This window comes from Kitasatospora sp. NPDC058406 (assembly GCF_042722765.1).
In the GTDB taxonomy this organism is placed as follows: domain Bacteria; phylum Actinomycetota; class Actinomycetes; order Streptomycetales; family Streptomycetaceae; genus Kitasatospora.
Window position 1 is genome coordinate 1 of sequence record NZ_JBHXKE010000177.1, and the last position, 21,109, is coordinate 21,109.

Annotated in this window: 19 protein-coding genes and 1 riboswitch; of the genes, 9 read left to right on the forward strand and 10 right to left on the reverse strand. The window is 74.9% G+C overall.

The features are described 5' to 3' along the window. Positions 1-160 precede the first annotated feature (160 nt). The 4 genes from ribH to ACFWOG_RS28660 form a co-directional block, all read right to left on the reverse strand. Positions 161-631 carry a 6,7-dimethyl-8-ribityllumazine synthase gene (gene ribH, locus ACFWOG_RS28645; RefSeq protein ID WP_329884194.1) on the reverse strand — a complete coding sequence of 157 codons (471 nt, stop codon included), beginning with the start codon at positions 629-631 and terminating at the stop codon, positions 161-163. A gap of 97 nt (positions 632-728) precedes the next feature. Then, complete coding sequence (locus ACFWOG_RS28650; protein WP_355405852.1) at positions 729-2,036, reverse strand: bifunctional 3,4-dihydroxy-2-butanone-4-phosphate synthase/GTP cyclohydrolase II; 1,308 nt, start codon at positions 2,034-2,036, stop codon at positions 729-731. Continuing rightward, positions 2,033-2,677 (reverse strand): nicotinamide riboside transporter PnuC, encoded by a 645-nt coding sequence (locus ACFWOG_RS28655; RefSeq protein WP_380361631.1) that lies wholly within the window; start codon positions 2,675-2,677, stop codon positions 2,033-2,035. The genes ACFWOG_RS28650 and ACFWOG_RS28655 overlap by 4 nt, the downstream gene beginning before the upstream one ends. Further along, a complete protein-coding gene (locus tag ACFWOG_RS28660; RefSeq protein WP_380361633.1) occupies positions 2,674-3,369 on the reverse strand; it encodes a riboflavin synthase in 696 nt (231 codons plus the stop codon). The genes ACFWOG_RS28655 and ACFWOG_RS28660 overlap by 4 nt, the downstream gene beginning before the upstream one ends. 205 nt (positions 3,370-3,574) lie before the next feature. Further along, positions 3,575-3,702, reverse strand: a riboswitch (FMN riboswitch). A 229-nt stretch (positions 3,703-3,931) separates the two neighbouring features. Here ACFWOG_RS28660 and ACFWOG_RS28665 point away from each other — a divergent pair. Then, positions 3,932-4,180 carry an SCO4226 family nickel-binding protein gene (locus ACFWOG_RS28665; RefSeq protein WP_329884187.1) on the forward strand — a complete coding sequence of 83 codons (249 nt, stop codon included), beginning with the start codon at positions 3,932-3,934 and terminating at the stop codon, positions 4,178-4,180. Between the two features lie 113 nt (positions 4,181-4,293). Beyond that, positions 4,294-4,989 (forward strand): MSMEG_1061 family FMN-dependent PPOX-type flavoprotein, encoded by a 696-nt coding sequence (locus ACFWOG_RS28670; RefSeq protein ID WP_329952579.1) that lies wholly within the window; start codon positions 4,294-4,296, stop codon positions 4,987-4,989. Between the two features lie 100 nt (positions 4,990-5,089). Here the strand turns inward: ACFWOG_RS28670 and ACFWOG_RS28675 are convergent, their stop codons facing one another. After that, the gene (locus ACFWOG_RS28675) at positions 5,090-5,314 is read right to left on the reverse strand and encodes a DUF1508 domain-containing protein (protein WP_329884183.1); all 225 of its coding nucleotides are present in this window, start codon (positions 5,312-5,314) and stop codon (positions 5,090-5,092) included. 117 nt (positions 5,315-5,431) lie between these two features. Here ACFWOG_RS28675 and ACFWOG_RS28680 point away from each other — a divergent pair, with 117 nt between their 5' ends. Next, positions 5,432-5,917: an HIT family protein gene (locus tag ACFWOG_RS28680; RefSeq protein ID WP_380361636.1), complete on the forward strand. Its 486-nt coding sequence runs from the start codon at positions 5,432-5,434 to the stop codon at positions 5,915-5,917. Here ACFWOG_RS28680 and ACFWOG_RS28685 read toward each other — a convergent pair. Further along, positions 5,914-7,494 carry an alkaline phosphatase family protein gene (locus tag ACFWOG_RS28685; RefSeq protein WP_380361638.1) on the reverse strand — a complete coding sequence of 527 codons (1,581 nt, stop codon included), beginning with the start codon at positions 7,492-7,494 and terminating at the stop codon, positions 5,914-5,916. The genes ACFWOG_RS28680 and ACFWOG_RS28685 overlap by 4 nt on opposite strands. 184 nt (positions 7,495-7,678) lie before the next feature. After that, positions 7,679-8,452, reverse strand: coding sequence for a GntR family transcriptional regulator (locus ACFWOG_RS28690; protein ID WP_329952576.1), 774 nt, complete (start codon positions 8,450-8,452; stop codon positions 7,679-7,681). A gap of 435 nt (positions 8,453-8,887) precedes the next feature. Between ACFWOG_RS28690 and ACFWOG_RS28695 the strand changes: the two genes are divergently transcribed. From ACFWOG_RS28695 to ACFWOG_RS28705, 3 genes are all read left to right on the forward strand, one after another. Then, positions 8,888-10,024, forward strand: a complete 1,137-nt coding sequence (locus tag ACFWOG_RS28695) for a glycoside hydrolase family 19 protein (RefSeq protein WP_329884176.1) — start codon at positions 8,888-8,890, stop codon at positions 10,022-10,024. Between the two features lie 144 nt (positions 10,025-10,168). Beyond that, entirely contained in the window at positions 10,169-11,248 is a 1,080-nt protein-coding gene (locus ACFWOG_RS28700; RefSeq protein ID WP_329952575.1) for a serine hydrolase domain-containing protein, read from the forward strand. Between the two features lie 312 nt (positions 11,249-11,560). Further along, a complete protein-coding gene (locus ACFWOG_RS28705; protein WP_380361641.1) occupies positions 11,561-15,289 on the forward strand; it encodes a SpoIIE family protein phosphatase in 3,729 nt (1,242 codons plus the stop codon). Between the two features lie 64 nt (positions 15,290-15,353). On the opposite strand, the gene ACFWOG_RS28710 is transcribed toward ACFWOG_RS28705, so the two are convergent. The 3 genes from ACFWOG_RS28710 to ACFWOG_RS28720 form a co-directional block, all read right to left on the reverse strand. Beyond that, positions 15,354-16,430, reverse strand: a complete 1,077-nt coding sequence (locus ACFWOG_RS28710; RefSeq protein ID WP_380361643.1) for an S-adenosylmethionine:tRNA ribosyltransferase-isomerase — start codon at positions 16,428-16,430, stop codon at positions 15,354-15,356. After that, entirely contained in the window at positions 16,427-17,314 is an 888-nt protein-coding gene (locus ACFWOG_RS28715; RefSeq protein WP_380361645.1) for an SDR family NAD(P)-dependent oxidoreductase, read from the reverse strand. Before ACFWOG_RS28715 ends, ACFWOG_RS28710 begins: the two co-directional genes overlap by 4 nt. Positions 17,315-17,400: 86 nt before the next feature. Beyond that, positions 17,401-18,420: a pseudouridine synthase gene (locus ACFWOG_RS28720; RefSeq protein ID WP_380361647.1), complete on the reverse strand. Its 1,020-nt coding sequence runs from the start codon at positions 18,418-18,420 to the stop codon at positions 17,401-17,403. Between the two features lie 178 nt (positions 18,421-18,598). Here ACFWOG_RS28720 and ACFWOG_RS28725 point away from each other — a divergent pair, with 178 nt between their 5' ends. The 3 genes from ACFWOG_RS28725 to ACFWOG_RS28735 all read left to right on the forward strand — a co-directional run. Continuing rightward, on the forward strand, positions 18,599-19,699 hold the full coding sequence (locus tag ACFWOG_RS28725) for a PP2C family protein-serine/threonine phosphatase (protein WP_380361649.1): 1,101 nt from the start codon (positions 18,599-18,601) through the stop codon (positions 19,697-19,699). A 126-nt stretch (positions 19,700-19,825) separates the two neighbouring features. After that, positions 19,826-20,221, forward strand: a complete 396-nt coding sequence (locus ACFWOG_RS28730; protein ID WP_329884162.1) for a DUF3224 domain-containing protein — start codon at positions 19,826-19,828, stop codon at positions 20,219-20,221. A 114-nt stretch (positions 20,222-20,335) separates the two neighbouring features. Continuing rightward, positions 20,336-21,109: DUF5995 family protein (locus tag ACFWOG_RS28735; RefSeq protein WP_380361652.1), on the forward strand; the 774-nt coding region annotated here is incomplete at its 3' end.

The window sequence follows — 21,109 nt, forward strand, 5'->3', positions numbered from 1 at the left end:
CCCCGCATGACCACCACGCCCTGCTGCACACACCAATCCGCGTGCGCGCTAACGGGCGGTAACCGCTCCCGGACCGTGGACAGTCCGGTGGACGTCCACGGTCCGGGTTCCCGAACGGGTGGGCGGGGACGGGCCCGCGAAGGCGCGGCCCGCCCGCGGCTCAGAGCGCGCGCAGGGTGACGGCGGTCGCGACGGCGGCCGTGACGGCCTCGTGCCCCTTGTCCTCGGCGGAGCCCGGCAGGCCCGCCCGGTCCAGCGCCTGCTGCTCGTCGTCGCAGGTCAGCACGCCGAAGCCGACCGGAACGCCGGTGTCCACGCTGACCTGGGTGAGACCGGCGGTGGCGGCCTGGCAGACGTAGTCGAAGTGCGGGGTGCCGCCGCGGATCACCACGCCGAGGGCGATCACGGCGTCGTAGCCGCGGTCGGCGAGCCGCTTGGCGGCCACCGGCAGCTCGAAGGTGCCGGGGACGCGCAGGACGGTCGGCTCGGCGACACCCAGCTCCTTCAGGGCGCGGTGGGCACCGTCCAGGAGGCCGTTCATCACCTGCTCGTGCCACTGGGCGGCGATCACGGCGACCTTGAGGCCGGCGGCGTTGTCGATGGTCAGCTCGGGGGCTCCGTGGCCGCTCATGTGCGGGTGCCTTTCGATGGTTCGGCTCGGTGGTTCGGCGGTGCGGGTGGGTGGTGCGGGTGGGTGGTGCGGGTGGTGCGCGGTGTTGCTCCGCGGGTCAGGAACCGAGGCCGGGCAGGTCGTGGCCCATCCGGTCGCGCTTGGTCCGCAGGTAGCGCAGGTTGTGCTCGCCGGCCGGGATCTCCACCGACTCGCGGCCCTTGACCTTGAGCCCGTGCTCGGTGAGCGCGGTCAGCTTCTCCGGGTTGTTGGTCAGCAGGGTGAGCGAGCGCACCCCGAGGTCGCAGAGCATCTGGGCGCCGATGCTGTAGTCGCGGGCGTCCGCGGGCAGGCCCAGTTCGAGGTTGGCGTCGACGGTGTCCCGGCCCTGCTCCTGCAGCTCGTAGGCGCGCAGCTTGTGCGCCAGACCGATGCCCCGGCCCTCGTGGCCGCGCAGGTAGAGCACCACGCCGCGGCCGGCTTCGGCGACCCGCCGCAGCGAGGCCTGCAGCTGCGGGCCGCAGTCGCAGCGCAGCGAGCCGAGGACGTCGCCCGTCAGGCACTCCGAGTGGACCCGCACCAGGACGTCCTCGCCGTCCGGGAGCCGGCCGTCCGCGTCCAGCCCGCCGGCGACCAGGGCGATGTGCTCGACCCCGTCGATGGTGCCCTGGTAGCCGACGGCGGTGAACTCGCCGAACTCGGTGGGCAGCGAGGTGACGGCGGCCCGGCCGACGTGCAGTTCGGTCCGGCGGCGGTAGGCGATCAGGTCCTCGATCGAGATGATCGCCAGGCCGTGCTCGCGGGCGAAGGCGACCAGCTCGGGCAGCCGCGCCATGGTGCCGTCGTCGTTGACCACCTCGGCGATCGCACCGGCCGGCGCCAGCCCGGCGAGCCGGGCCAGGTCGACGGCGGCCTCGGTGTGACCGGGGCGGACCAGCACGCCGCCGTCGACGGCCCGCAGCGGGAACACGTGCCCGGGGCGGGCCAGGTCGCCGGGCCCGGTGCCGGGCGAGGAGAGCAGCCGGACGGTACGGGCCCGGTCGGCGGCCGAGATGCCGGTGGAGACCCCGTCGCGGGCGTCGACCGAGACGGCGTAGGCGGTGCCCTTGCGGTCCTCGTTGACCTGGGTCATCGGGGGGAGCTTGAGCCGGTCCAGTTCGTCGCCGGTCATCGGGACGCAGATCACGCCGGAGCTGTAGCGGATGGTGAACGCCATCAGCTCGGGGGTGGCGGCGGAGGCGGCGAAGACGATGTCGCCCTCGTTCTCGCGGTCCTCGTCGTCGACCACGATCACGGCGCGGCCGAGCGCGATGTCGGAGACGGCCCGCTCGACCGGGTCCAGGGCGAGGTCGAGCACGGCGGCGCGGTCGCCGGTGCGGGCCGGGGTCTGCTTCTCGGGCTGGTTCTCGGTCTGGTTCTCGGTCATGCGGAGGCTCCCTGGAGGACGCGGTCGGTCGAGGGACGGGCGGTGCGGCCGCGCAGCCACCAGGCACGCAGGCCGAGCAGGACCAGGACGAAGTAGACGGAGTACGTGAAGCCGGAGAAGACCAGCCCGTTGTTGAAGGCGAGCGGGACGCCGACCAGGTCGACGGCGACCCAGGCGAACCAGAACTCGACCCAGCCGCGGGCCTGGGCCACCATCGCGGCCAGCGTGCCGACGAAGATGTAGGCGTCCGGCCAGGCGTCCCACGACAGTTGCGGGTAGACGGTGAAGAGCGTGCCGACCGCCACGGTGCCGAGCACGGTGCCGCCGATCAGCACGGCGCGCTCCCGGCCGGTGGCGAAGCGGACCTCGACGTCGCCGCCGCCGTGCTTGCCGCGCTGCCAGCGGGTCCAGCCCCAGACGGCGGCCACGATGACCACGAACTGCTTGCCCACACCGCCGCTGAGGTGGGCGGACCAGTAGGCGCCGACCAGGACGACCCCGGAGAGCAGTTGGACCGGCCAGGTCAGCCGGGAGCGCCGCCAGCCGAGGGCGAGCGCGGTGAGGCCGAGCAGGTTGCCGATGATGTCCGAGCGGTAGACGTCCTGACCGAGGAGGTGGACGGTGCCGTTGAGCCAGTTCACGTGTTCTCTCCGGCGATCGTCGGAAGGGTGGGGAGGGTGGGGAGGGTGGGGAGGGCCGGGAGCGTGCGGGACTCCAGCAGCCGCTCCACGTACTTGGCGAGGACGTCGACCTCCAGGTTGACGCTCTCGCCGACGGCCCTGGTCCCAAGCGTGGTCAGCGCGAGGGTGGCCGGGATGAGGCTGACGGTGAAGCTGTCACGGGCCGCCTCGACCACGGTGAGGCTGACACCGTCGACGGTGATCGAGCCCTTCTCCACCAGGTAGCGCGAGACCGACTCCGGGAGCGAGAAGCGCAGCACCTCCCAGCGCAGCTCGCCGGCGGCGTCACGCTCGCCCGGTTCGCGGCTCAACAGCCGCCCGGTGGCGTCGACATGACCCTGCACCAGATGTCCGCCGAGCCGGGCGCCGAGCGCCATGGCCCGCTCCAGGTTGACCCGCGAGCCGGGCTTCAACTCGCCCAGGCTGGAACGGTGGAGTGTCTCGGCCATCACGTCCGCACTGAACTCGCCGGTTCCGGCGGCCAGTTGGTCGGGGCTGTCGACGACGGTCAGGCAGACGCCGTTCACCGCGATGGAGTCGCCGTGGTGCGCGTCCTGACAGACCACCGGACCACGCAGGCGGATTCGCGAGGAGTCGCCGATCTCCTCGATCGACACGACCTCGCCGAGCTCTTCGATGATGCCGGTGAACACCCGGGTTCTCCTCGCGCTTGGGGCGCGGACTCCGGGGCTGTGGCATGGGAGATGACACGGACGGGCACGGGGTGCACGGATCCGCCGACGGCGGGGCCGCCCGTGGTCACGGGTCACCGCCGACCGGCCGACGGCAGAGGAGACCTCTCCCGTCGTGCACGTCCGCGGTCCACCGGGGGACCACGGATACCGCTCTCTCGTCCGTCGCGCACGCCTCCCATCCGGACTTTAACCGTCGGTCCAGGAATTTCACCTGGTCAACCGGCCGCTGGCTGCGGACGGGTCGCGGACTGTAACCGCCGGTTCGGATTTTCACCGACCCCGGAGTGCGCTGAACGTCACTGCTACTACTGCCGTCATTGTGCCATGATCCGTGCGGTCCCAGGGAGAGGCCCCGGCTGTGGTCTGTTTCACGCGGAGGCCGGGAATGCGGGCGGACGGGAGTACGCGGCGGGCGCCGGGTGCGCGGGGCTCCCGGTGGCGGTCCGCGGTGCGCCGGGCGCACGCTGGTGGTAGGCGGACGGGCGGCGGCCGTCCGCAGGCTCCAGGAGGTGCGAGCACGATGGCGAAGTTCATGGATGTCCACCACGGGATGGCCGGCATCACGCAGGACGAGTTGCGGATGGCCCACCAGGCCGACCTGGCGATCCAGGCCGAGGAGGGCGTGCAGTTCGAACAGGCGTGGGCCGACCCGGAGTCGGGCATCGTCTACTGCCTCTCCGAGGGTCCGTCGAGGGAGGCCGTGCAGCGGGTCCACGAACGCGCCGGACACCCGGCGGACGAGGTGCACCCGGTGCCGCTGATCGTCTGAGCAGGCCCGGGAGGTCGGCGGTCCCGCCGAACCCGGACCCGGCGGCCGGGTCGCGGGCGGCCTCACCGCTGCCCGTCGGCGATCACCCGGAGGCCCTCGGCTAGATTTCCGGTATGACCAGCACACCGGAGACTCCCGACCCGTCAACCGTCGAACCGGGCGCCCCGAACGGCCTGTTCGAGGCGCTCGGCGCGAGCGCCGTCCGCGACGCCGCGGGTCTGCGGGAGGTCTACGAGCAGCCCGGCGTCCACGCCCGTCGCAAGCAGGTCGACCACCTCCACGAGGTGGCGCGCCGGCTGATCGCGTGCTCGTCGCTGGTCTTCGTGGCCAGCGCGGACGCGGACGGCCGGTGCGACGTCTCCCCGCGCGGCGGGCCGGCCGGGCTGGTGTCGGTGCTGGACGAGCACACCCTGGCGATCCCGGACGCGACCGGCAACAAGCGACTGGACACCCTGCACAACATCGTCGAAACCGGCCGGATCGGGCTGATCTTCGTGGTGCCGGGCCGGGACTCCACGCTGCGGGTGAACGGCCGCGCCTGCGTCTCCACCGATCCCCGGCTGCTGGAGCAGCTGACGGCGGTCGGCAAGCCGCCGCGCAGCGCGATCGTGGTGGCGGTCGAGGAGGTCTACGCGCACTGCCCGAAGGCGTTCCTGCGCTCCTCGGCGTGGAAGCCGGAGAACTGGCTCGCCGCGGACGCCCAGCCCAGCTCGGCCGAGGTCACCCTCTCCCACCTCGGGGACCCGTCGCTGACCGTCGAGGCCATCGAGCAGAACGAGCGGGAGGCGCTGCTCTACCGGTACGAGTAGCGGCCACCCGCCCGGCCGGAGCCGGGACGGTGCGGGAGGCCGGGCTGGACGCACCTCCGCGTCCGGCCCGGCCTCCCGCACGCGCACCGCGGACCGGAGCTCAGGCCGCGGCCTTGGCCACGTCCACCACGCTCGCGCCCGCGGCGGCCCGCTGGACCGCCTCGACTCCCTTGTGGGCGGCGTCCTTGCTCGCGTACCCCTGGCCGGTGGCGACGATCTCGCCGTTGCCCGCCTTGAGCCGGAACCGGAACTTGCCGCCGGAGTCCTCGTACACCTCGAACTTGCCCGCCATCCGGGCCACCTCCTCGTCGAGGGGGCGCGCCACGCGCCCCCTCCTGCACCGTGCGCCCCGGCCGGGGCGCACCGCACCCGGTCGGGGTCCGGACGGGTGACGCCGCCGCACCGGCGCGCCGGTGCGGCGGGAGGCCGCTTGAATGGACGGATGGACTGCGTCTTCTGTGCGGTGGTGGCCGGCACCGAGCCCGCGCACCGGGTGCTGGACGACGGGTCGGCGGTGGCCTTCCTGGACCGCCGCCCGCTCTTCCCCGGCCACGTGCTGGTCGTCCCGCGCGCCCACCACCCCACCCTGGCCGACCTCCCGCCGGCCGAGGTCGGCCCGTTCTTCCTGCGGGTGCAGCGGGTGGCGGCGGCGGTCGAGCTCGGGATGGGAGCGGCGGGCAGCTTCGTCGCCGCGAACAACCGGATCAGCCAGTCGGTGCCGCACCTCCACGTCCACGTGGTGCCGCGCAACCCGAAGGACGGGCTGCGCGGCTTCTTCTGGCCGCGCGGGAAGTACCCCGACGAGGCGGGCGCGGCGGAGGTCGCCGGGCGGCTGCGCGCCGCGCTCGCCCCGGTCGCCCCGGTCGCCCCGGTCGCCCCGCCGGAGGGGCCGGCGGGCGGTCCGACCGGCGGGCCGGCCGGCCCCTAGCTCTGGCCGACCCGGACGTTGTCGAGCACCCAGTACCAGTTGTTGCTGCCGGTGTACCGGAACCGCAGCCGCAGGCGGCTCGCGCCCGCCGGGACGGCCAGGTTCAGGGTCTGCCGGCCGTTGGTCTCCGCGGTGTAGCTCTTCACCTGGACCGGCGCGCCGCCGTCCCAGACGGCGAGCACCTGGGCGGTCTGGGCGCCCTCCTGCTGGTAGTAGGTGGTGAAGGAGACCGGCACGGTGGCCAGTCCGGCGACCGGGTACTCGGGGCTGACCAGGGTGGAGTCGTAGCTGCCCTTGAAGGTTTTGTCGGCCCACTCGTCGGAGTCCGCGACGGCGAACACGTTGCGGGCGCGGACGTTGAGCTCGCGGGACTGGTCACGCTGGGCCTTGGTCCAGAACTCGTCGGTGGTGAACGACCAGCCGCGCCACTCGGTGACACCGCCGGTGCCCATCGCGGAGTTGTCGACCGACCAGCCGCTCGGCGGGGTGTGGGTGAAGCCGAGGACGCCGGCCGGGATGCCGGTCTCGTCGACCCGGCCGGTCAGCTGCGGGCGCAGCGCGTCGAAGGCGTCCGGGACGAGGCTCGGGACCGGGCTGCCGTCGAGGCCCCAGGCCGGGTCGACGGCGATGCCGAGGTGGGCGAGGGCAGTGGGGGCGATGTCCACCATGCGCACGTCGTACCGGACCGAACCGGCCGGGAAGGCCGAGCCGTTGGCGATCACGAAGGTCTGCCGCTCCTCCCAGGTGGAGCCGCCGTGGCCGCCGGTGGGGGTGTGCCCGTGGTCGGCGGTGACCATGACCAGCCAGTCCTCCTGCGCGTACCCGGTCCGGCCGCGGACGGCGGCGAGGATCTGGCCGACCTGGGCGTCCACGCCGCGGATCGCCTCCAGGTAGGCCTGGCTGGCGGAGCCACTGCTGTGGCCGGCGTGGTCGACGTTGTCGAGCTGCACGAAGACCGCGTCCGGGTCGGTGTCGCGGAGCCTGGCGACGGCGCGGGAGGTGGTGCCGGCGTCGTACTCGGCGGACGGCGTGGCCACCCGGGTGTCGACCCGCCCGGAGTAGATGATGTCGGCGATCGGCGCCCAGGAGGCGACCACGTAGGTGTTGAGCGCGGGCCTGGCGGTCTCGGCCCGGGTGAGGAAGTCGGGGTAGGCGGCGAAGGCGGGGGCGGTGAAGTTGTTGTCGCGGACGTTGTGCTTGTCCGGCCAGACGCCGGTGGCGACGGTCGACCAGCCCGGGCCCGAGCTGGTGCCGGCCATCGGGTTGGCGTAGAGGCTGCCGGCGGCGGTGAGTCCGCCGGCCATCAGCGCGTTGAGGTTGGCGGCGCCGGAGTCCTTGATGCGGTTGAGCATGGTGCCGTCGAGGCCGATGACCAGCACCTTGGGGGTGCGGCCGGCCACGGCGGCGGTGGCGGCACGGGCGGCGCCGGCGGTCAGCGGGGCGGCGGCGAGTACGGCGGCGGCGGAGCCGAGGAGCAGGCCGCGGCGGGAGAGGCCGGAGGGGGCCGGGGCGGCGGGGATGGCGGCGGGCGTGGCGGGGGTGTGCGGGGTCACGTCGTCCTCCTGATGCTGCGTCATGGCGGGGAAGGGGGGCGGTGACCACGGTCGGATCGGCGGATGGACGGCGGTGGCCCGGCTTCCGACCCGGGCATGAACAGCGCTCGAAATTCGGTCCAGACCCGTTATCTCTGCGTGATCAACAAGGGGTTGGGGCAGGGGCGGGGACAGGACCGGGGCCGGGCCGGGCCGGGCCCCGGGGTCGTCAGCCGGCTTCGAGACGCGTGGTGAAGCTGAAGCGGTCACCCCGGTAGAGCGAGCGCACCCGCTCCACGGGGGCACCGGCCGGATCCCTGGTCAGCCGGTGCAGCAGCAGCATCGGCAGCGCCGGCGGCGTACCGATCAGCAGTGCCTCGCGCGGCGAGGCCAGCACCGTCTCGATCCGCTCGTCGGCCGCACCGAAGGTGATGCCCGCCTTCTCGGCCAGGAACGCGTAGAGCGAGGATCCCGGATCGAACTCCCGGTCCAGCGCCGGGACCCGCCGCACCGCCAGGTAGGTGCTCTCCAGCCCGACCCGCTCTCCGTCCGCGAGCAGTACCCGCTCCAGGTGCCAGACCGGCTCGCCCGGTGCGATCCGCAGCTGTCCGGCCAACTGGGTCCCGGCATCGAGCCGTTCCAGCCCGATCAGGGTGCGGCCGGGGACCCGGCCCTGGCGGCGGACCCCCTCGGTGTAGCTGGCCAGCGAGAGCGGCTGCTCCAGCTTGGGGCCGGCCACCACCGTGCTGCGCCCGCGCCGGCGGACCCGGCCCTGGATCAACAGGTCGCGCAGGGCCTGGCGGAGCGTCTCGCGGGCCACCTCGAAGCGGGCGGCCAGCTCGCGCTCGGTCGGCAGCACGCCACCCTCGCCGAGCTCGTCGAGCAGCTCCTCCAGCCGGCCCTTGACGGCGTAGTACTTGGGCACCCGGCCGTGCTCCGGGATACCCGACCTGATCGGTGCACCGGGGCCGGACAGGGCGGCGGGGTCGGGGGTCTCGTCCACCCCGCCATCCTCCCAGACCACCGGGCGGGGCCTGCGCAGGTGCACGGCCGGGGCGGGGCCGGTGGGGCGGGCGGGGCCCGTGGGACGGGCCGGATCCGCGCGTCAGCCGGAGACGGAGGGCGAGTTTCGGCCGTGGCGCGACCGGGGCGCGACCGGGGTGCGACCGGGGTGCGGAAACGGGCAGGTCGGGGCAGGGGGCGGGCACCGTGCGAACGGTGACGGACCGGGGGCCGCGGCCGCCGAATCCGGGCCCCGCCACGCCGTGCGCTCTTGACAGGTTTAGACCATTCCGCTTGAGTCTGGGCCAGCCCCGCACCGGCCCGCACCCCGGTCGGCCCGTCCCCCACGACGAGCCCCCACACCGCGGGGCCCCTCCCTGCCCCGACCTTCCCGCCTCCACGACCGTGCGGCCCCCACCGCACAAGGGGTGATCAAGTGTCAACGAAACGTCTCCTCGCACTGCTGTCCGCCGTCGTCACGGCCCTGGCAGTCGTCCTGCTGCTGCCCGCCGCCAACGCGAGCGCCGCCGTCTGCGCCACGCCCTGGAGCTCGTCGGCCGTCTACACCGGCGGCACGAGCGCCTCGCACAACGGCCACAACTGGTCCGCGAAGTGGTGGACCCAGGGCGAGGCCCCGAGCACCGCCGGCTCCGGCGTCTGGGCCGACCAGGGCACCTGCGGCACCGGCCCGACCCAGACCCCCACCACGACGCCCACCGCCACTCCCACGGTGACGCCCACCGCGACGCCGACTCCCGGGAACTGCGCCTACCCGGACTGGGTCGCCGGACGCACCTACACCACCGGCACGATCGTCCGGTACGTCAACGGCAGCTTCTACCGGGCCACCCACGACAACCCGGGCTACGACCCGGTGATCAGCACCTGGTACTGGGAGCCGTACAGCTGCGGCCCGACGCCGACGCCGACCACCACCGTGACCCCCAACCCGGGCGGATTCCCGGTCAGCCAGGCGCAGTTCAACCAGATGTTCCCGAACCGGAACACCTTCTACACCTACCAGGGCCTGCTCGACGCCCTCTCCGCCTACCCCGCCTTCGCGGGCACCGGCACGGACACCGTGCGCAAGCAGGAGGCCGCGGCCTTCCTCGCCAACGTCAACCACGAGACCGGCGGCCTGGTCTACGTGGTCGAGCAGAACACCGCCAACTACCCGCACTACTGCGACGCCGCGCAGTCGTACGGCTGCCCGGCCGGTCAGGCCGCGTACTACGGGCGCGGCCCGATCCAGCTGAGCTGGAACTTCAACTACAAGGCGGCCGGCGACGCCCTCGGCATCGACCTGCTGCGCAACCCCAACCTGGTGCAGACCGACCCGGCCGTGGCCTGGAAGACCGCGCTCTGGTACTGGAACACCCAGAACGGGCCCGGCACCATGACCCCGCACAACGCCATCGTCAACGGGTACGGCTTCGGCGAGACCATCCGCAGCATCAACGGCAGCCTGGAGTGCAACGGCGGCAACCCCGCGCAGGTGCAGAGCCGGATCAACGCCTACCAGCGCTTCACCCAGCTGCTCGGCACCGTTCCGGGCAACAACCTGAGCTGCTGACCGGCACGACGGCCGCCCACCGCCGCCCGCCCCCACGCATGCGGGCGGCGGTGGGCGCGTACCTCCGGCGGACGAACGGCGGGGGCCCGAAATCGTCGCCACGGTGGACGTCGCGACCGGCCGGGGGATCCTAGGCTCGGGGTCATGAACGACCTTGGCAGCCTCGTCCAGCAGACCGCCGACCGCCTCGCCGGCCAGCACGTCGGCGCGGTGGTCGCCGGCCTGGCCGGCGGCACGGTGGAGATCCGCGGCGCCGGCCGCACCGGCCCCGGCAGCGCCGGCGGTGCCCCCGGCCCGGACACCCTGTTCGAAATCGGCTCGGTGACCAAGGTGTTCACCTCTCTCGCGCTCGCGCGACTGGCGCTCGCCGGCACCGTCGCCCTCGACGAGCCGCTCGCCGACGTCCTGGCCGACGCGCTCCCGGCGGGCGTCACCGTCCCGGCCAAGGGCGGCACCCCGCTCACCCTCCAGCACCTCGCGACCCACTCCGCCGGGCTGCCCCGCCTCCCCGCCGGGATGCTGCTGCCGGCCCTGCTCACCCCCAACAAGCCCGACCCGTACGCGCACTGCACCGCCGAGTACCTGCTCGCCGGACTCGCCCGCACCCGACTGCGGGCCGCCCCCGGCCGAAGCTTCCGCTACTCCAACCTCGGAGCCGGACTGCTCGGCCTCGCGCTCACCCACCGGACCGGCCTCGGCTACCAGGAGCTGGTGACGCGGGAGATCTGCGCCCCGCTCGGCCTGACCGACACGACGGTGACGCCGGACGCCGAGCGCGCCGCCCGGCTGGCCCCCGGACACACCTCCGGCGGTCGCCCCGTCCCCGGCTGGGACCTCGCCGACCTGGTCGGCGCCGGCGGCCTCCACTCGACCGTCGCCGACCTCTCGATACTCGTGCGGGCCCAGCTGGCGAACGGCACGGACGGTGACGACTCGCCACTGGCGCCCGCGATCGCACTCAGCCGGGAGGTCCGCCACCGGGTCAACCCGTTCGCCTGGATGCACCTCGGGTGGCTCGGCCACCGCCTGCACGCCCGCCAGGGCGGCCACCTGCAGATCTGGCACAACGGTGGGACGGGCGGCTACCGGTCGTTCGTGGCCTTCGACCCGGAGAAGCAGGTGGGCGTGATCGCCGTGGTCAACACCCGCCGTTCCGTCGACCCGGCGGGCGTCGCGCTGTTGCGCACACTCCAGAACACCCACGCCTCGGGCGGGACGGCGTAGGAGCGCAGCGACGCCCACCGCCGCGGGCGGCCGGGCAGGCCCCGGCCCGGCCCGGAGTACCGGTGTCGCCCGCTCGGACGCCGGGCGTGACCGGCCGGTCGCCGCCGGTCGCGGCCTGGCGGCCCGGGCCCGCCGTGCACCGGACGTCGGACCCGCCGACCTCCTGTGCGGGCGGCCGGAGGGGCCGGAGGGACCGGGGCGCCGCCCACCGGTACCGGGGCGCGTGCCGCGCGGGCGGGGCAGGGCGCGTGGGAAGATGGCAGGGCTGGCGAAAACGATCTCCGGGCGGTTCTCTGGCCATGGTGACCGAGCATGGTGAACGAGCGGCGTGACCTCGGCGGGCCCGGGCGGGCTCGCCGTGACGAACCGGGCGGCGAACCCGGCGCGGGGCCGCACCAGGACGCCCTCCTCATGGTGCCGATCGCCACCGCGCTGATCGAGTCCGACGGCCGCATCCTGCACTGGAGCAACGACGCCGAGGCGCTGCTCGGCTACTCCCCGGAGGAGGCCATCGGCGCCCGGGCCGCGCAGCTGCTGGCCCCCGACGACCAGCGGCCCGAGGTGCTGGAGCTGTTCCAGGAGATCCTCGACGGGCGCGGCTGGTCCGGCGTGTTCCCGGTCCGGCACCGGGACGGCCACCACGTCAACCTGGAGTTCCGCACCCACCCGATCGCCGGGCCGGGCGGCAGCCCGCTGGTCCTGGCCGTGGCGTCGGACGTGACGACCCTGCGCCGGATCCAGGCGGACCTGGCCGTGCTGGACGGCTTCTTCACCCAGTCCCCGGTCGGCATGGGCGTCTTCGACAGCCGGCTGGCGTTCGTCCGGCTGAACGAGGCGCTGGCCCGGGTGAACGGGTTGCCGGTGGACCGGCACGTCGGCAGCCGGCTGACCGAGCTGCTGCCCGGCATCGACGGCGAGGAGAGCGAGGCGGTGATGCGCCGGGTGCTGGAGACCGGCGAACCCGTCCTGGACGCCCGGTCCCACGGCCGGACCCCGGGCGACCCGACGCACGAGCACGCCTGGTCGGCCTCGTACTTCCGGCTGGAGGACCCGAGCGGCCGGGTGCTCGGGGTCAGTTCGACGGTCATCGACATCACCGAGCGGTTCCGTGCCGACGCCCGCGCCGCCCGGGCGCAGGAGCGGCTGGCCCTGCTGGTCGACGCCAGCGCCTCGATCGGCACCACCCTCGACCTGCGGCAGACCGCCCGCGAGCTGGCCGACGCCATGGTGCCCAAGGTCGCCGACATCAGCGGCGTCTTCGCGCTGGAGGCGCTGGCCGCCGGCCGGACCGTCGAACCGCTGGACCCGTCCGCGCCGCAGCAGGTCCGCCGGCTCGCCCTGGCCACCACCGACCCGCTCTACCCGGCGGAGGCCCTGCCGGTGGACGCCGTGTACGAGGTGGCGCCGGAATCCCCCTACGCGAGGGCGCTGGCCACCGGCCGGACGGTGGTGGTGCCCTCCTGGGAGCTTCCGCCACTGAGCAACGGGATCAGCGAGAGCCGCCGCCAGGCCTACCTGGGCGACCGGCCGCGGTCCGTGCGGATCACCCCGCTGGTGGCGCGCGGCACCACCCTCGGCATGATCGTGTACTCGCGGCGCGGGGAGCGGGAGTCCTTCGCCGAGGCGGACATCACGCTCGGTGACGAGCTGGCCTCCCGGGCGGCCGTCGCCATCGACAACGCCCGCCTCTACCTGCGCCAGCACCAGATCGTGCTGGCGCGGCAGCAGGCCCTGCGCGAGGCGAAGGCCGCACAGGAGCGGCTGGCGCTGGTGAACGTGGCCTCCACCCGGATCGGCACCACGCTCGATCTGGCCCAGACCGCACTGGAGTTGGCCGAGGTGGCGACGCCCCGGCTGGCCGACACGGTGGTGGTCGAGGTGCTGGACGACCTGGTACGGGGCGAGCGCGAGGCCCGGCCGTCGACGGACGGCTCCGCGGTGCTGCGGCGGATGGCGTTCCACTCGGCGCACGGCTCGACGCTCGAACCGATCGACCGGACCGGCGGCGTGCAGCGGTTCCTGCCCGGCTCGCCCTACGCCTGGGCCCTCACCCGTCGCAGGCCGGTGCTGGTACCGAGGATGGACGAGGCCGGGATGGCCTGGTTCGCGAACGACCCGGTCCGCACGGCGGCCGTCCACGAACAGAACGTCCGCTCGTTCATGGTGGTGCCGCTGATCGCCCGGGGCTCACCGGTCGGTGTCGCCGCCTTCTACCGGACGGTGATGGACCATCCGTACGAGGACGACGACCTGGCGCTGGCCGGGGAGCTGTCCGTCCGCGCGGCCGTCGCGATCGACAACGCCCTGCTGTTCACCCGGGAACGGGACGCGGCGGCGGCCCGCCAGCGCGCCCTGGACGAGGCGTGGGCCGCGCAGCAGCGGCTGTCCCTCCTCAACGAGGCCTCCACCAGGATCGGCACCACGCTCGATCTGGACCGCACCTCCGAGGAGTTGGTGGAGGTGGTGATCCCCCGCTTCGCCGACTTCGTCACCGTCGACCTGCGCGACGCGGTGCTCGGCGGCGAGGACCCGTCCCCCGTCCCGGCCGACGGCTCGGTGCTCATGCGGGCCGTGGCCGTCGGCGAGGCCGCCGCCGACGGCACCATGTCCCGGGCGGCCGACCAGGTCGGCACGACCTCGCAGTCCGCCCAGGTGTACGCGGAGAGCCTGCGCACCGGCCGCTCGATCCTCGTCTCGGAGGTGGACGAGGCGGCGCTGCGCCGGATCGTGGCCTCGGAGGACCGGGTGCAGCCGGGGCTCGACGCCGGCGTGCACTCCTACCTGATGGTGCCGCTGCTGGCGCGCGGACTGGTGCTCGGCGGCGTGGAGTTCATCCGCACCCGCAACCCGCTGCCGTTCGGCGCGGCGGACCGCTCGCTGGCCGAGGAGCTGGCCGCCCGCACCGCGCTGGCCATCGACAACGGCCGGCTCTACCGCCGGGAGCGGGAGACCGCGCTCACCCTGCAACGGAGCCTGCTGCCGCAGGAGATCCACCGCACCCTGGGGCTGGAGATCGCCTACCGGTACCTGCCCAGCAGCGTGGTCAGCGAGGTCGGCGGCGACTGGTTCGACGTCGTCCCGCTCTCCTCCGGCCGGGTCGCCCTGGTGGTCGGCGACGTCATGGGCCACGGCATCCGGGCCGCCGCGACCATGGGTCAACTCCGCACGGTGGCCCGCACCCTGATCACCCTGGAACTGTCGCCGGACCGGGTCATGCACCGGCTGGACGAGGCCACCACGGCGATCGGCGAGGGCCAGTTCGCCACCTGCGTCTGCGTGGTGTACGACCCCGTCGGCCGGCACTGCATCGCCTCCTGCGCGGGCCACCTGCCGCCGGTGGTGGGCGACGGCCGGGGCGGCGCCCGGCTCGTCGAGCTGCCGCCCGGGGCTCCGCTCGGGGTGGGCGGAGTCCCCTTCGAGAGCGTCGAGTTCACCCTCCCCGAGGACGGCCTGCTGGCCCTCTACACGGACGGATTGGTGGAGCGGCGCGGCCGTGACCTCGACGAGGGCCTCGACCTGCTCTGCCGCACCATCGCCGCCGGCACCCACCGCTCGCCGGAGCAGACCTGCGACGCGGTGCTGGCCGAACTCACCGGCCGCACCAGCGAGGACGACATCGCCGTCATCATCGCGCAGGCCATGCCGGTCGGCTCCGACCGGATCGCCACGCTCCCGCTCGGCGACGACCACGCGATGGTCGCCCACTCGCGCCGCTTCACCCGTGAGACGCTCGGCGACTGGGGGCTGGGCGCGCTCGCCGACTGGGCAGAACTGCTCACCAGCGAGCTGATCACCAACGCCCTGGTGCACGCCGGATCCCCCACCCAGCTGAGGCTGTTGTGCAACCGGACGCTCACCGTCGAGGTCGCCGACCAGGACGCCGAGTCGCCCCGGATGCGCCGCGCGCGGGAGGAGGACGAGGGCGGGCGCGGTATCCACCTGGTCAACGAGCTCGCCCACCGCTGGGGCAGCCGGAAGACACCGGACGGGAAGGTGGTCTGGTTCGAACTGGAGCTTCCGCCGGGCCTGGTGGAGCGGTAGCACGGCCGGGGACCGGCTCGGCACGGCCCGGCCCGGCTGCGCGGGATTCCGGGGGCGCCGCCGGTCAGTCCGGGAGCAGCAGGTTGACGTCGCCGAACTCGTGCCACAGGTACCGCTGCCGGACCGCCTCCCGGTAGCAGCGCGCCAGCAGCGGCAGGCCCGCGACGGCGGCGAGCAGGTGCAGGTGCGAGGCGCGCGGCTCGTGCCAGCCGGTGAGCAGGCCGTCCACCGCCCGTACGCCGCGCTCGGGGGTGACCACCAGCTCCGTCCAGCCCTCGGCCTCCCGGACCGCGCCGTCCGGGCCGGCCGCCGACTCCAGGGCGCGAACGGCCGTGGTGCCCACCGCGATCACCCGCCCGCCGCCGGCCCGGACGTGGTCGACCAACCGGGCGGTGGCGGCCGGTACCCGGAACCACTCCGCGTACGGCGGCTCGTGCGCCTCCGGGGAGGCGACCCCGGTGTGCAGCGTGATCGGTGCCAGCAGCACGCCCCGACCGGTCAGCCGGGCCACCACCTCGGCGCTGAACGGCCGCGCCGCACTGGGCATCTCACTGCTTCCCGGGACGGTCGCGAACACCGTCTGGTAGGCCTCGATCGGCCAGTCGCGGTCGACGTAGCCGTAGCGGACGGCCCGGCCGTGCTGCGCGAGGTACCCGGTCAGCGGACCCGGGAGGACGAGCCGGGCGTGCCAGAGCCGGGGCGTGAACGGTGCGGTCAGCTCGGCCGAGCCGCCCGCCGGCAGCGACACCCGCAGCCCGGGCCGGGCGGGCGACTGCGCCGGCGGGAAGTAGGCGGGCGCCCTCCCCGGGACGACGCGGCGCAGTTCGACCAGGTGCGCGCCGTGCCGGTCCGGCCGGCTGGAGGACAGGTGCAGGGCGACCGGGCCCCCGTCGGGCAGCCGGCCCGGCAGCGCGGCGGGCAGGGTGGCCGAGTTGTTGACCACCAGGAGGTCGCCGGGGCGGAGCACCTCGGGCAGCTCGGTGAAGCGGTGGTGCGCGGCGGTGTCGGTGCCCCGGGCGTTCCGGCGGCCGACCAGCATCCGGACGCCGTCCCGGGCCGTGCCGCGGGCCTCCGCGGGTGCGCGGGCGGAGAGTTCGGGCGGGACGGTGACGTCGAGGGCGGGCTCGGCGACCGCGGTCACCGGTCCCCCCGGCGGGCGGACGACGCGGCCAGGGGCACGGCACCGACGGGGGCCTCGGCGAAGGCGTGGCCGGGGGCCTCGGCGGCGGGGGTGGGGCCGGCGGGGGTGGGGCCGGCCGTCACGGCTCCGGCGGGGCCGACCCGGTCGGCGAGCAGCTCGGAGGCGCGGTACCGGCCGGAGGCGGCCCGGTCGCGGACGAGGGTGAGCAGCGCGGGCGCCACCTCCTCGGGCAGCGGCTCGCCGGAGATGTCCTCGCCCGGGCTCGCCTCCTGGAGCATCCTGGTGCGCATGCTGCCCGGATCCACCGCCCAGACCCGCAACTCGGGCTCCTCGACGGCCAGTACGGCCGAGGCGAGGTCCAGCGCCGCCTTGCTCGCGCCGTAGCCGCCCCACCCCTCGTACGCCACCGCGGCCGCGTCCGAGCTGATGTTGAGGACGTCACCGGTGTGGGCGCGCAGCTGCGGCAGGACGAGCTGGGTCAGCGCGATCGGGGCGAGGACGTTGACCTCGAACGTCTCCAGCAGCTCGGGCAGCGGGAAGTCCGCCAGACGGGGCAGGGGTTCGCAGCCGCCGCCGGCACCGGCCGCGTCGGCGCCGTTGAGGGTCCCGGCGTTGTTCACCAGGAGCCGTGCCCCGCCGAGGGCCGCCGCGGCCGAGGCGAGACGGGCCCGGTGGTCGTCGTCGACGATCGAACCGGCGAGTGCCACCACCGTGGTGAGCTCCGCCAGCTCGGCCTCCGCGGTGGCGAGTTCGGCCCCGCCCCGGGAGGTGATCACGAGCTGCCAGCCGTCGGCGGCGAGGGCCCGGGCGAGCGCCCGGCCGAGACCGCGCGAGGCGCCGGTGACCAGGGCGACGGGGCGGTTGCTGATCTGTTCTGCGTTCATGGCACCACGATCACCCCGGACCGGTCCGATCCGGATCGGCCGCCGGACCCGCCCCCACCTCGGCCCTTCGTCCTCCGCCCTCCGGCCTAGGACAGTCGGCCCGCCTGCGCGGGGGCGGACGGCGGCGGGCCCGGGGCGGGTCGGACCTCCGGGTCGGCCAGCCCGGCCCACCCGGCCGGGTCGGCCCACGCGGACAACGTCCGGCGGCTCTCGAAACGGCGCGGGCGCCCGCTCAGCGGATCGGTGAACTCGACCACCGAGGAGAGCAGTTGGAGTGGGCGGCGAAAGTCGTCCGGGGCCGGCTCGGGCAGCACCACCGGGTACACCGGGTCGCCGAGGATCGGCACGCCCAGGCCGCTCATGTGCAGGCGCAGCTGGTGCGTCCGCCCGGTCGACGGCAGCAGCAGGTAGCGGGCCAGCGCGCCGCGCCGCTCGGCCAGGTCGATCCGGCTCTCGCTGTTCGGCGGCGCGTCCACGTCGCGGGCCGCGATCTCGCCGCGCTCCTTGAGGATGTGGCTGCGCACCGTCCGGGGCAGCTCCAGGTCCGGGTCGTACGGCGCGACCGCCTGGTACTCCTTGTGGACCAGGCGGTCCCGGAACAGCGTCTGGTAGGCGCCCCGGTCCTCCGGGCGGACCACGAACATCGCCAGCCCGGCCGTCAGCCGGTCCAGCCGGTGCGCCGGGCTGAGGGCCGGCAGGGCGAGTGCGTGGCGCAGCCGGGAGAGCGCCGTCTCCACGACGTGCCGGCCGCGGGGGGTGGTGGCCAGGAAGTGCGGCTTGTCGACCACCACGAGGTGCTCGTCGTGGTGCAGCACGTCCAGCGCGAACGGGACCGGCACCTCCGCCGGCAGCTCCCGGTAGAACCACAGGTGCGTCCCGGGCCGGAACGGCTCGTCCGGCGCGATCGACAGCCCGTCCTCACCGACGATCCCGTGCTCGTCCAGCAGGGCGCCGACCCGCTCGACCGCCGCGGCGGGCAGCCGCTCGGCCAGGTACGCGCGCACCGTCGGCCACGGGCCGCCGACGACCGGCAGCCGCAGGTGCACCGGGTCCACTCCGAGGCGTTGCGGGAGGGGGGCGGCCGGCGGCGTGCTCTTGCGTCTCATCTCGCCGGCCAGCCTATCCGGCCCGCCGGACCGGACCGGGCGGGCGGACCGGGCGGAGCAGGCCGGCCCGCCGGGATGCCGTCCGCGGCGGCCCCGGTGGAGAGTGGAGGGTGGAAGAGGGTGGAAGCGCGCAGGCGCCCCTCCCGGTGCCTCCGTCGACCTCCTGGGAGGCGAGTGCGTGACCGTGACCGCCGACGGCCCGCGGGACGGGGCACGGCCGCCGCGCCTGCCGCGGCGAACCCGGCTGCTGCTCCACTGTGCCTTCCTGCTGCTGGTCGCGGCCGTGGTGGCCGATCTCCTCACCGGCCCGGGGACGACCCTCTCCCCCGTCCTCGCGGTGGCACCCGTGCTGGTCGGGGCGACCACCCGCCGTGCCCGGGTGCCGTTGGCCACCGGGGTGGCCGCGGCCGTCGCGGCCGGGCTGCTGGAGCGGGGCAACACCGCCGTGTCGGGTTCCGTCCACCTCACCGCGCTGGTCACCATCCTCGCGGCGACCCTCGCGAGCACCGCCAACGTCGTGCTGATCTCCTCCCGGGAACGCGAGCTGCTCCAGGTCCGGACGGTCTCCGAGGCGGCGCAGCGGGCGCTGCTGCGCCCTCCCCCGGAACGGATCGGCCCGCTGCGGATCGCCGTCCGGTACGTCGCGGCGGCGGCCGAGGCACGGATCGGCGGCGACCTCTACGAGGTGGCCGACACGCCCTTCGGCATCCGGGTGCTGCTCGGGGACGTCCAGGGGCACGGGCTGTCGGCCGTCGAGACGGCGGCCGACGTCCTCGGGGCCTTCCGGGCGGCGGCCCGCACCGAGCCCGACCTCGCCCGGCTCGCCGGGCGGCTGGACGCCGCGCTGGTCGCCCGGCCGGACAACGAGCGGTTCGCCACCGCCGTGCTGCTCGGCGTCGGCGGACCGGGGGGCTCCGCCCTCCTGGTCAACTGCGGCCATCCGCACGCCCTGCTGCGCCGCGCGGGCCGGGTGACCGAACTCGTGCCCTCCCGGCACGCGCCGCCGCTCGGCCTGCTCGATCTCCTCGGCGGCGGCCGCTACCGGGCCGATCCGTTCGAGCCGCTCGCCGGGGACCTCCTGCTCCTGCACACCGACGGGTTCTCCGAGGCCCGCGACCCGGCGGGCCGCTTCTACCCGATCACCGACCGTCTCGCCGCCCTGCACGCCACCGCGCCCGACGACCTCCTCGACGACCTCCTCGACGATCTGGCGGCGTGGGTCTCCCCGACCGGTCTGGACGACGACGCGGCCGCGCTGGCCCTCCGCTGGGAGTACTGAGCGGCCTCGGGGCCGCCGGGCCGGCCGCCCGCACGGCGCCGCGGCGCGCTTGTCGGTGGGGCGTGCAAGGGTGGGTCTGCGGTCGGCGACGGGCCCGGCCGCGGGGTTCGGTCGAGGGACGGTGCCATGGGGAGCAGGACGAGCGGGGCGTTCGAGCTGACGGCGTTCGAGCCGGAGGAGACGGACGAGCAGCCGGGGTCGACGGTCGGCCGGGTGCGGATCACCAAGGACTTCACGGGCGGGCTGACGGGGACGAGCCTGGTGCGGATGTTCTCGGTGATGGACGGCGAGGGCGGGCCGGCCGCGTACGTGGCGGTGGAGCGGTTCACGGGCACGCTGGACGGGCGGCAGGGGTCGTTCGTGCTGCAGCACTCCGCGCCGGGGAGCCAGGGCGAGCGCCTCGCGATCCGGGTGGTGGCGGGGACCGGCTCGGGCGGGCTGACGGGGATCACCGGCACGTTCGAGCTGAACGTCGACGAGCAGGGCGCCCACACCTACGTCCTGGAGTACGAGCTGGGCTGAGTGGCGGAGGGGGACGGAGGAGCGGCCGGGGGCTCCGCGCGGCACCGACCGGGCCCGGGCAGGTAGCTGTCACGATGATGCGATCAGTGCACGATCGACATCGGAGGGTGACGGATGGCCGGCACGCACACGCGGGTGGCGATCGGGGTCGACGGCGTGATCCGTCGGCTGCGGGCGATCGGGCGCGGGCTGCCGCCCGGTGACGGCGTCGCGGTGTTCAACCGGATGTACCTGACCGTGACGGAGACGCTCCGGGCCCGACTCGGGGAGTTCGCGGACCCCGGCGCCGTGGCCGAGCTGGACGTCGTGTTCGCCGGGCGCTACCTGCTGGCCGTGGACGCCGTGGCGGCCGGGCGCCGGCCGCCGGCCAGCTGGCAGCCGCTGTTCGAGCGGCGGGCGTGCCCGGAGGTGCACCCGGTCCAGTTCGCGCTGGCCGGGATGAACGCGCACATCCAGCACGACCTGCCGCTCGCCGTGATCGACACCTGCCGGCGGCTGGGCCGCGAGCCCGGGCAGCTCGCGGCCGACTACCACCGGATCAACGGTCTGTTGGCCGGGGTGGAGGCGGCGGTCCGGGAGCAGCTGATGCCGGGGCCGGACCTGCTGGAACGGATCGAGCCGCTGACCCACCGGATCGGCGCGTGGTCGGTCGACGCCGCCCGGGACGCGGCCTGGTCGTCGGTCCGGGTGCTCTGGGAGCTGCGCGGGCTGCCGGGCGCCGCCGTGGCGTTCACCGCGACGCTGGACGGCGCGGTGGGGCTGCTCGGCCGGGCGCTGCTCGCCCCGACGGGCCTGCACCCGGCCACGGCGGAGGCCCGCCCGCACCCCGCCACGACGCCGGCCGGGGGGCTGACCCGAACGCGGAGCCGCCCCCCGCCCGGTGGGCTA

Excerpts from the sequence above, each read along its gene's own strand:
- ribH (WP_329884194.1), bottom strand. The coding sequence starts at position 631 with ATGAGCGGCCACGGAGCCCCCGAGCTGACCATCGACAACGCCGCCGGC.
- ACFWOG_RS28650 (WP_355405852.1), bottom strand. The coding sequence starts at position 2,036 with ATGACCGAGAACCAGACCGAGAACCAGCCCGAGAAGCAGACCCCGGCC.
- ACFWOG_RS28665 (WP_329884187.1), top strand. The coding sequence starts at position 3,932 with ATGGCGAAGTTCATGGATGTCCACCACGGGATGGCCGGCATCACGCAG.
- ACFWOG_RS28670 (WP_329952579.1), top strand. The coding sequence starts at position 4,294 with ATGACCAGCACACCGGAGACTCCCGACCCGTCAACCGTCGAACCGGGC.
- ACFWOG_RS28680 (WP_380361636.1), top strand. The coding sequence starts at position 5,432 with ATGGACTGCGTCTTCTGTGCGGTGGTGGCCGGCACCGAGCCCGCGCAC.
- ACFWOG_RS28685 (WP_380361638.1), bottom strand. The coding sequence starts at position 7,494 with ATGACGCAGCATCAGGAGGACGACGTGACCCCGCACACCCCCGCCACG.
- ACFWOG_RS28700 (WP_329952575.1), top strand. The coding sequence starts at position 10,169 with ATGAACGACCTTGGCAGCCTCGTCCAGCAGACCGCCGACCGCCTCGCC.
- ACFWOG_RS28705 (WP_380361641.1), top strand. The coding sequence starts at position 11,561 with ATGGTGAACGAGCGGCGTGACCTCGGCGGGCCCGGGCGGGCTCGCCGT.
- ACFWOG_RS28715 (WP_380361645.1), bottom strand. The coding sequence starts at position 17,314 with ATGAACGCAGAACAGATCAGCAACCGCCCCGTCGCCCTGGTCACCGGC.
- ACFWOG_RS28720 (WP_380361647.1), bottom strand. The coding sequence starts at position 18,420 with ATGAGACGCAAGAGCACGCCGCCGGCCGCCCCCCTCCCGCAACGCCTC.
- ACFWOG_RS28730 (WP_329884162.1), top strand. The coding sequence starts at position 19,826 with ATGGGGAGCAGGACGAGCGGGGCGTTCGAGCTGACGGCGTTCGAGCCG.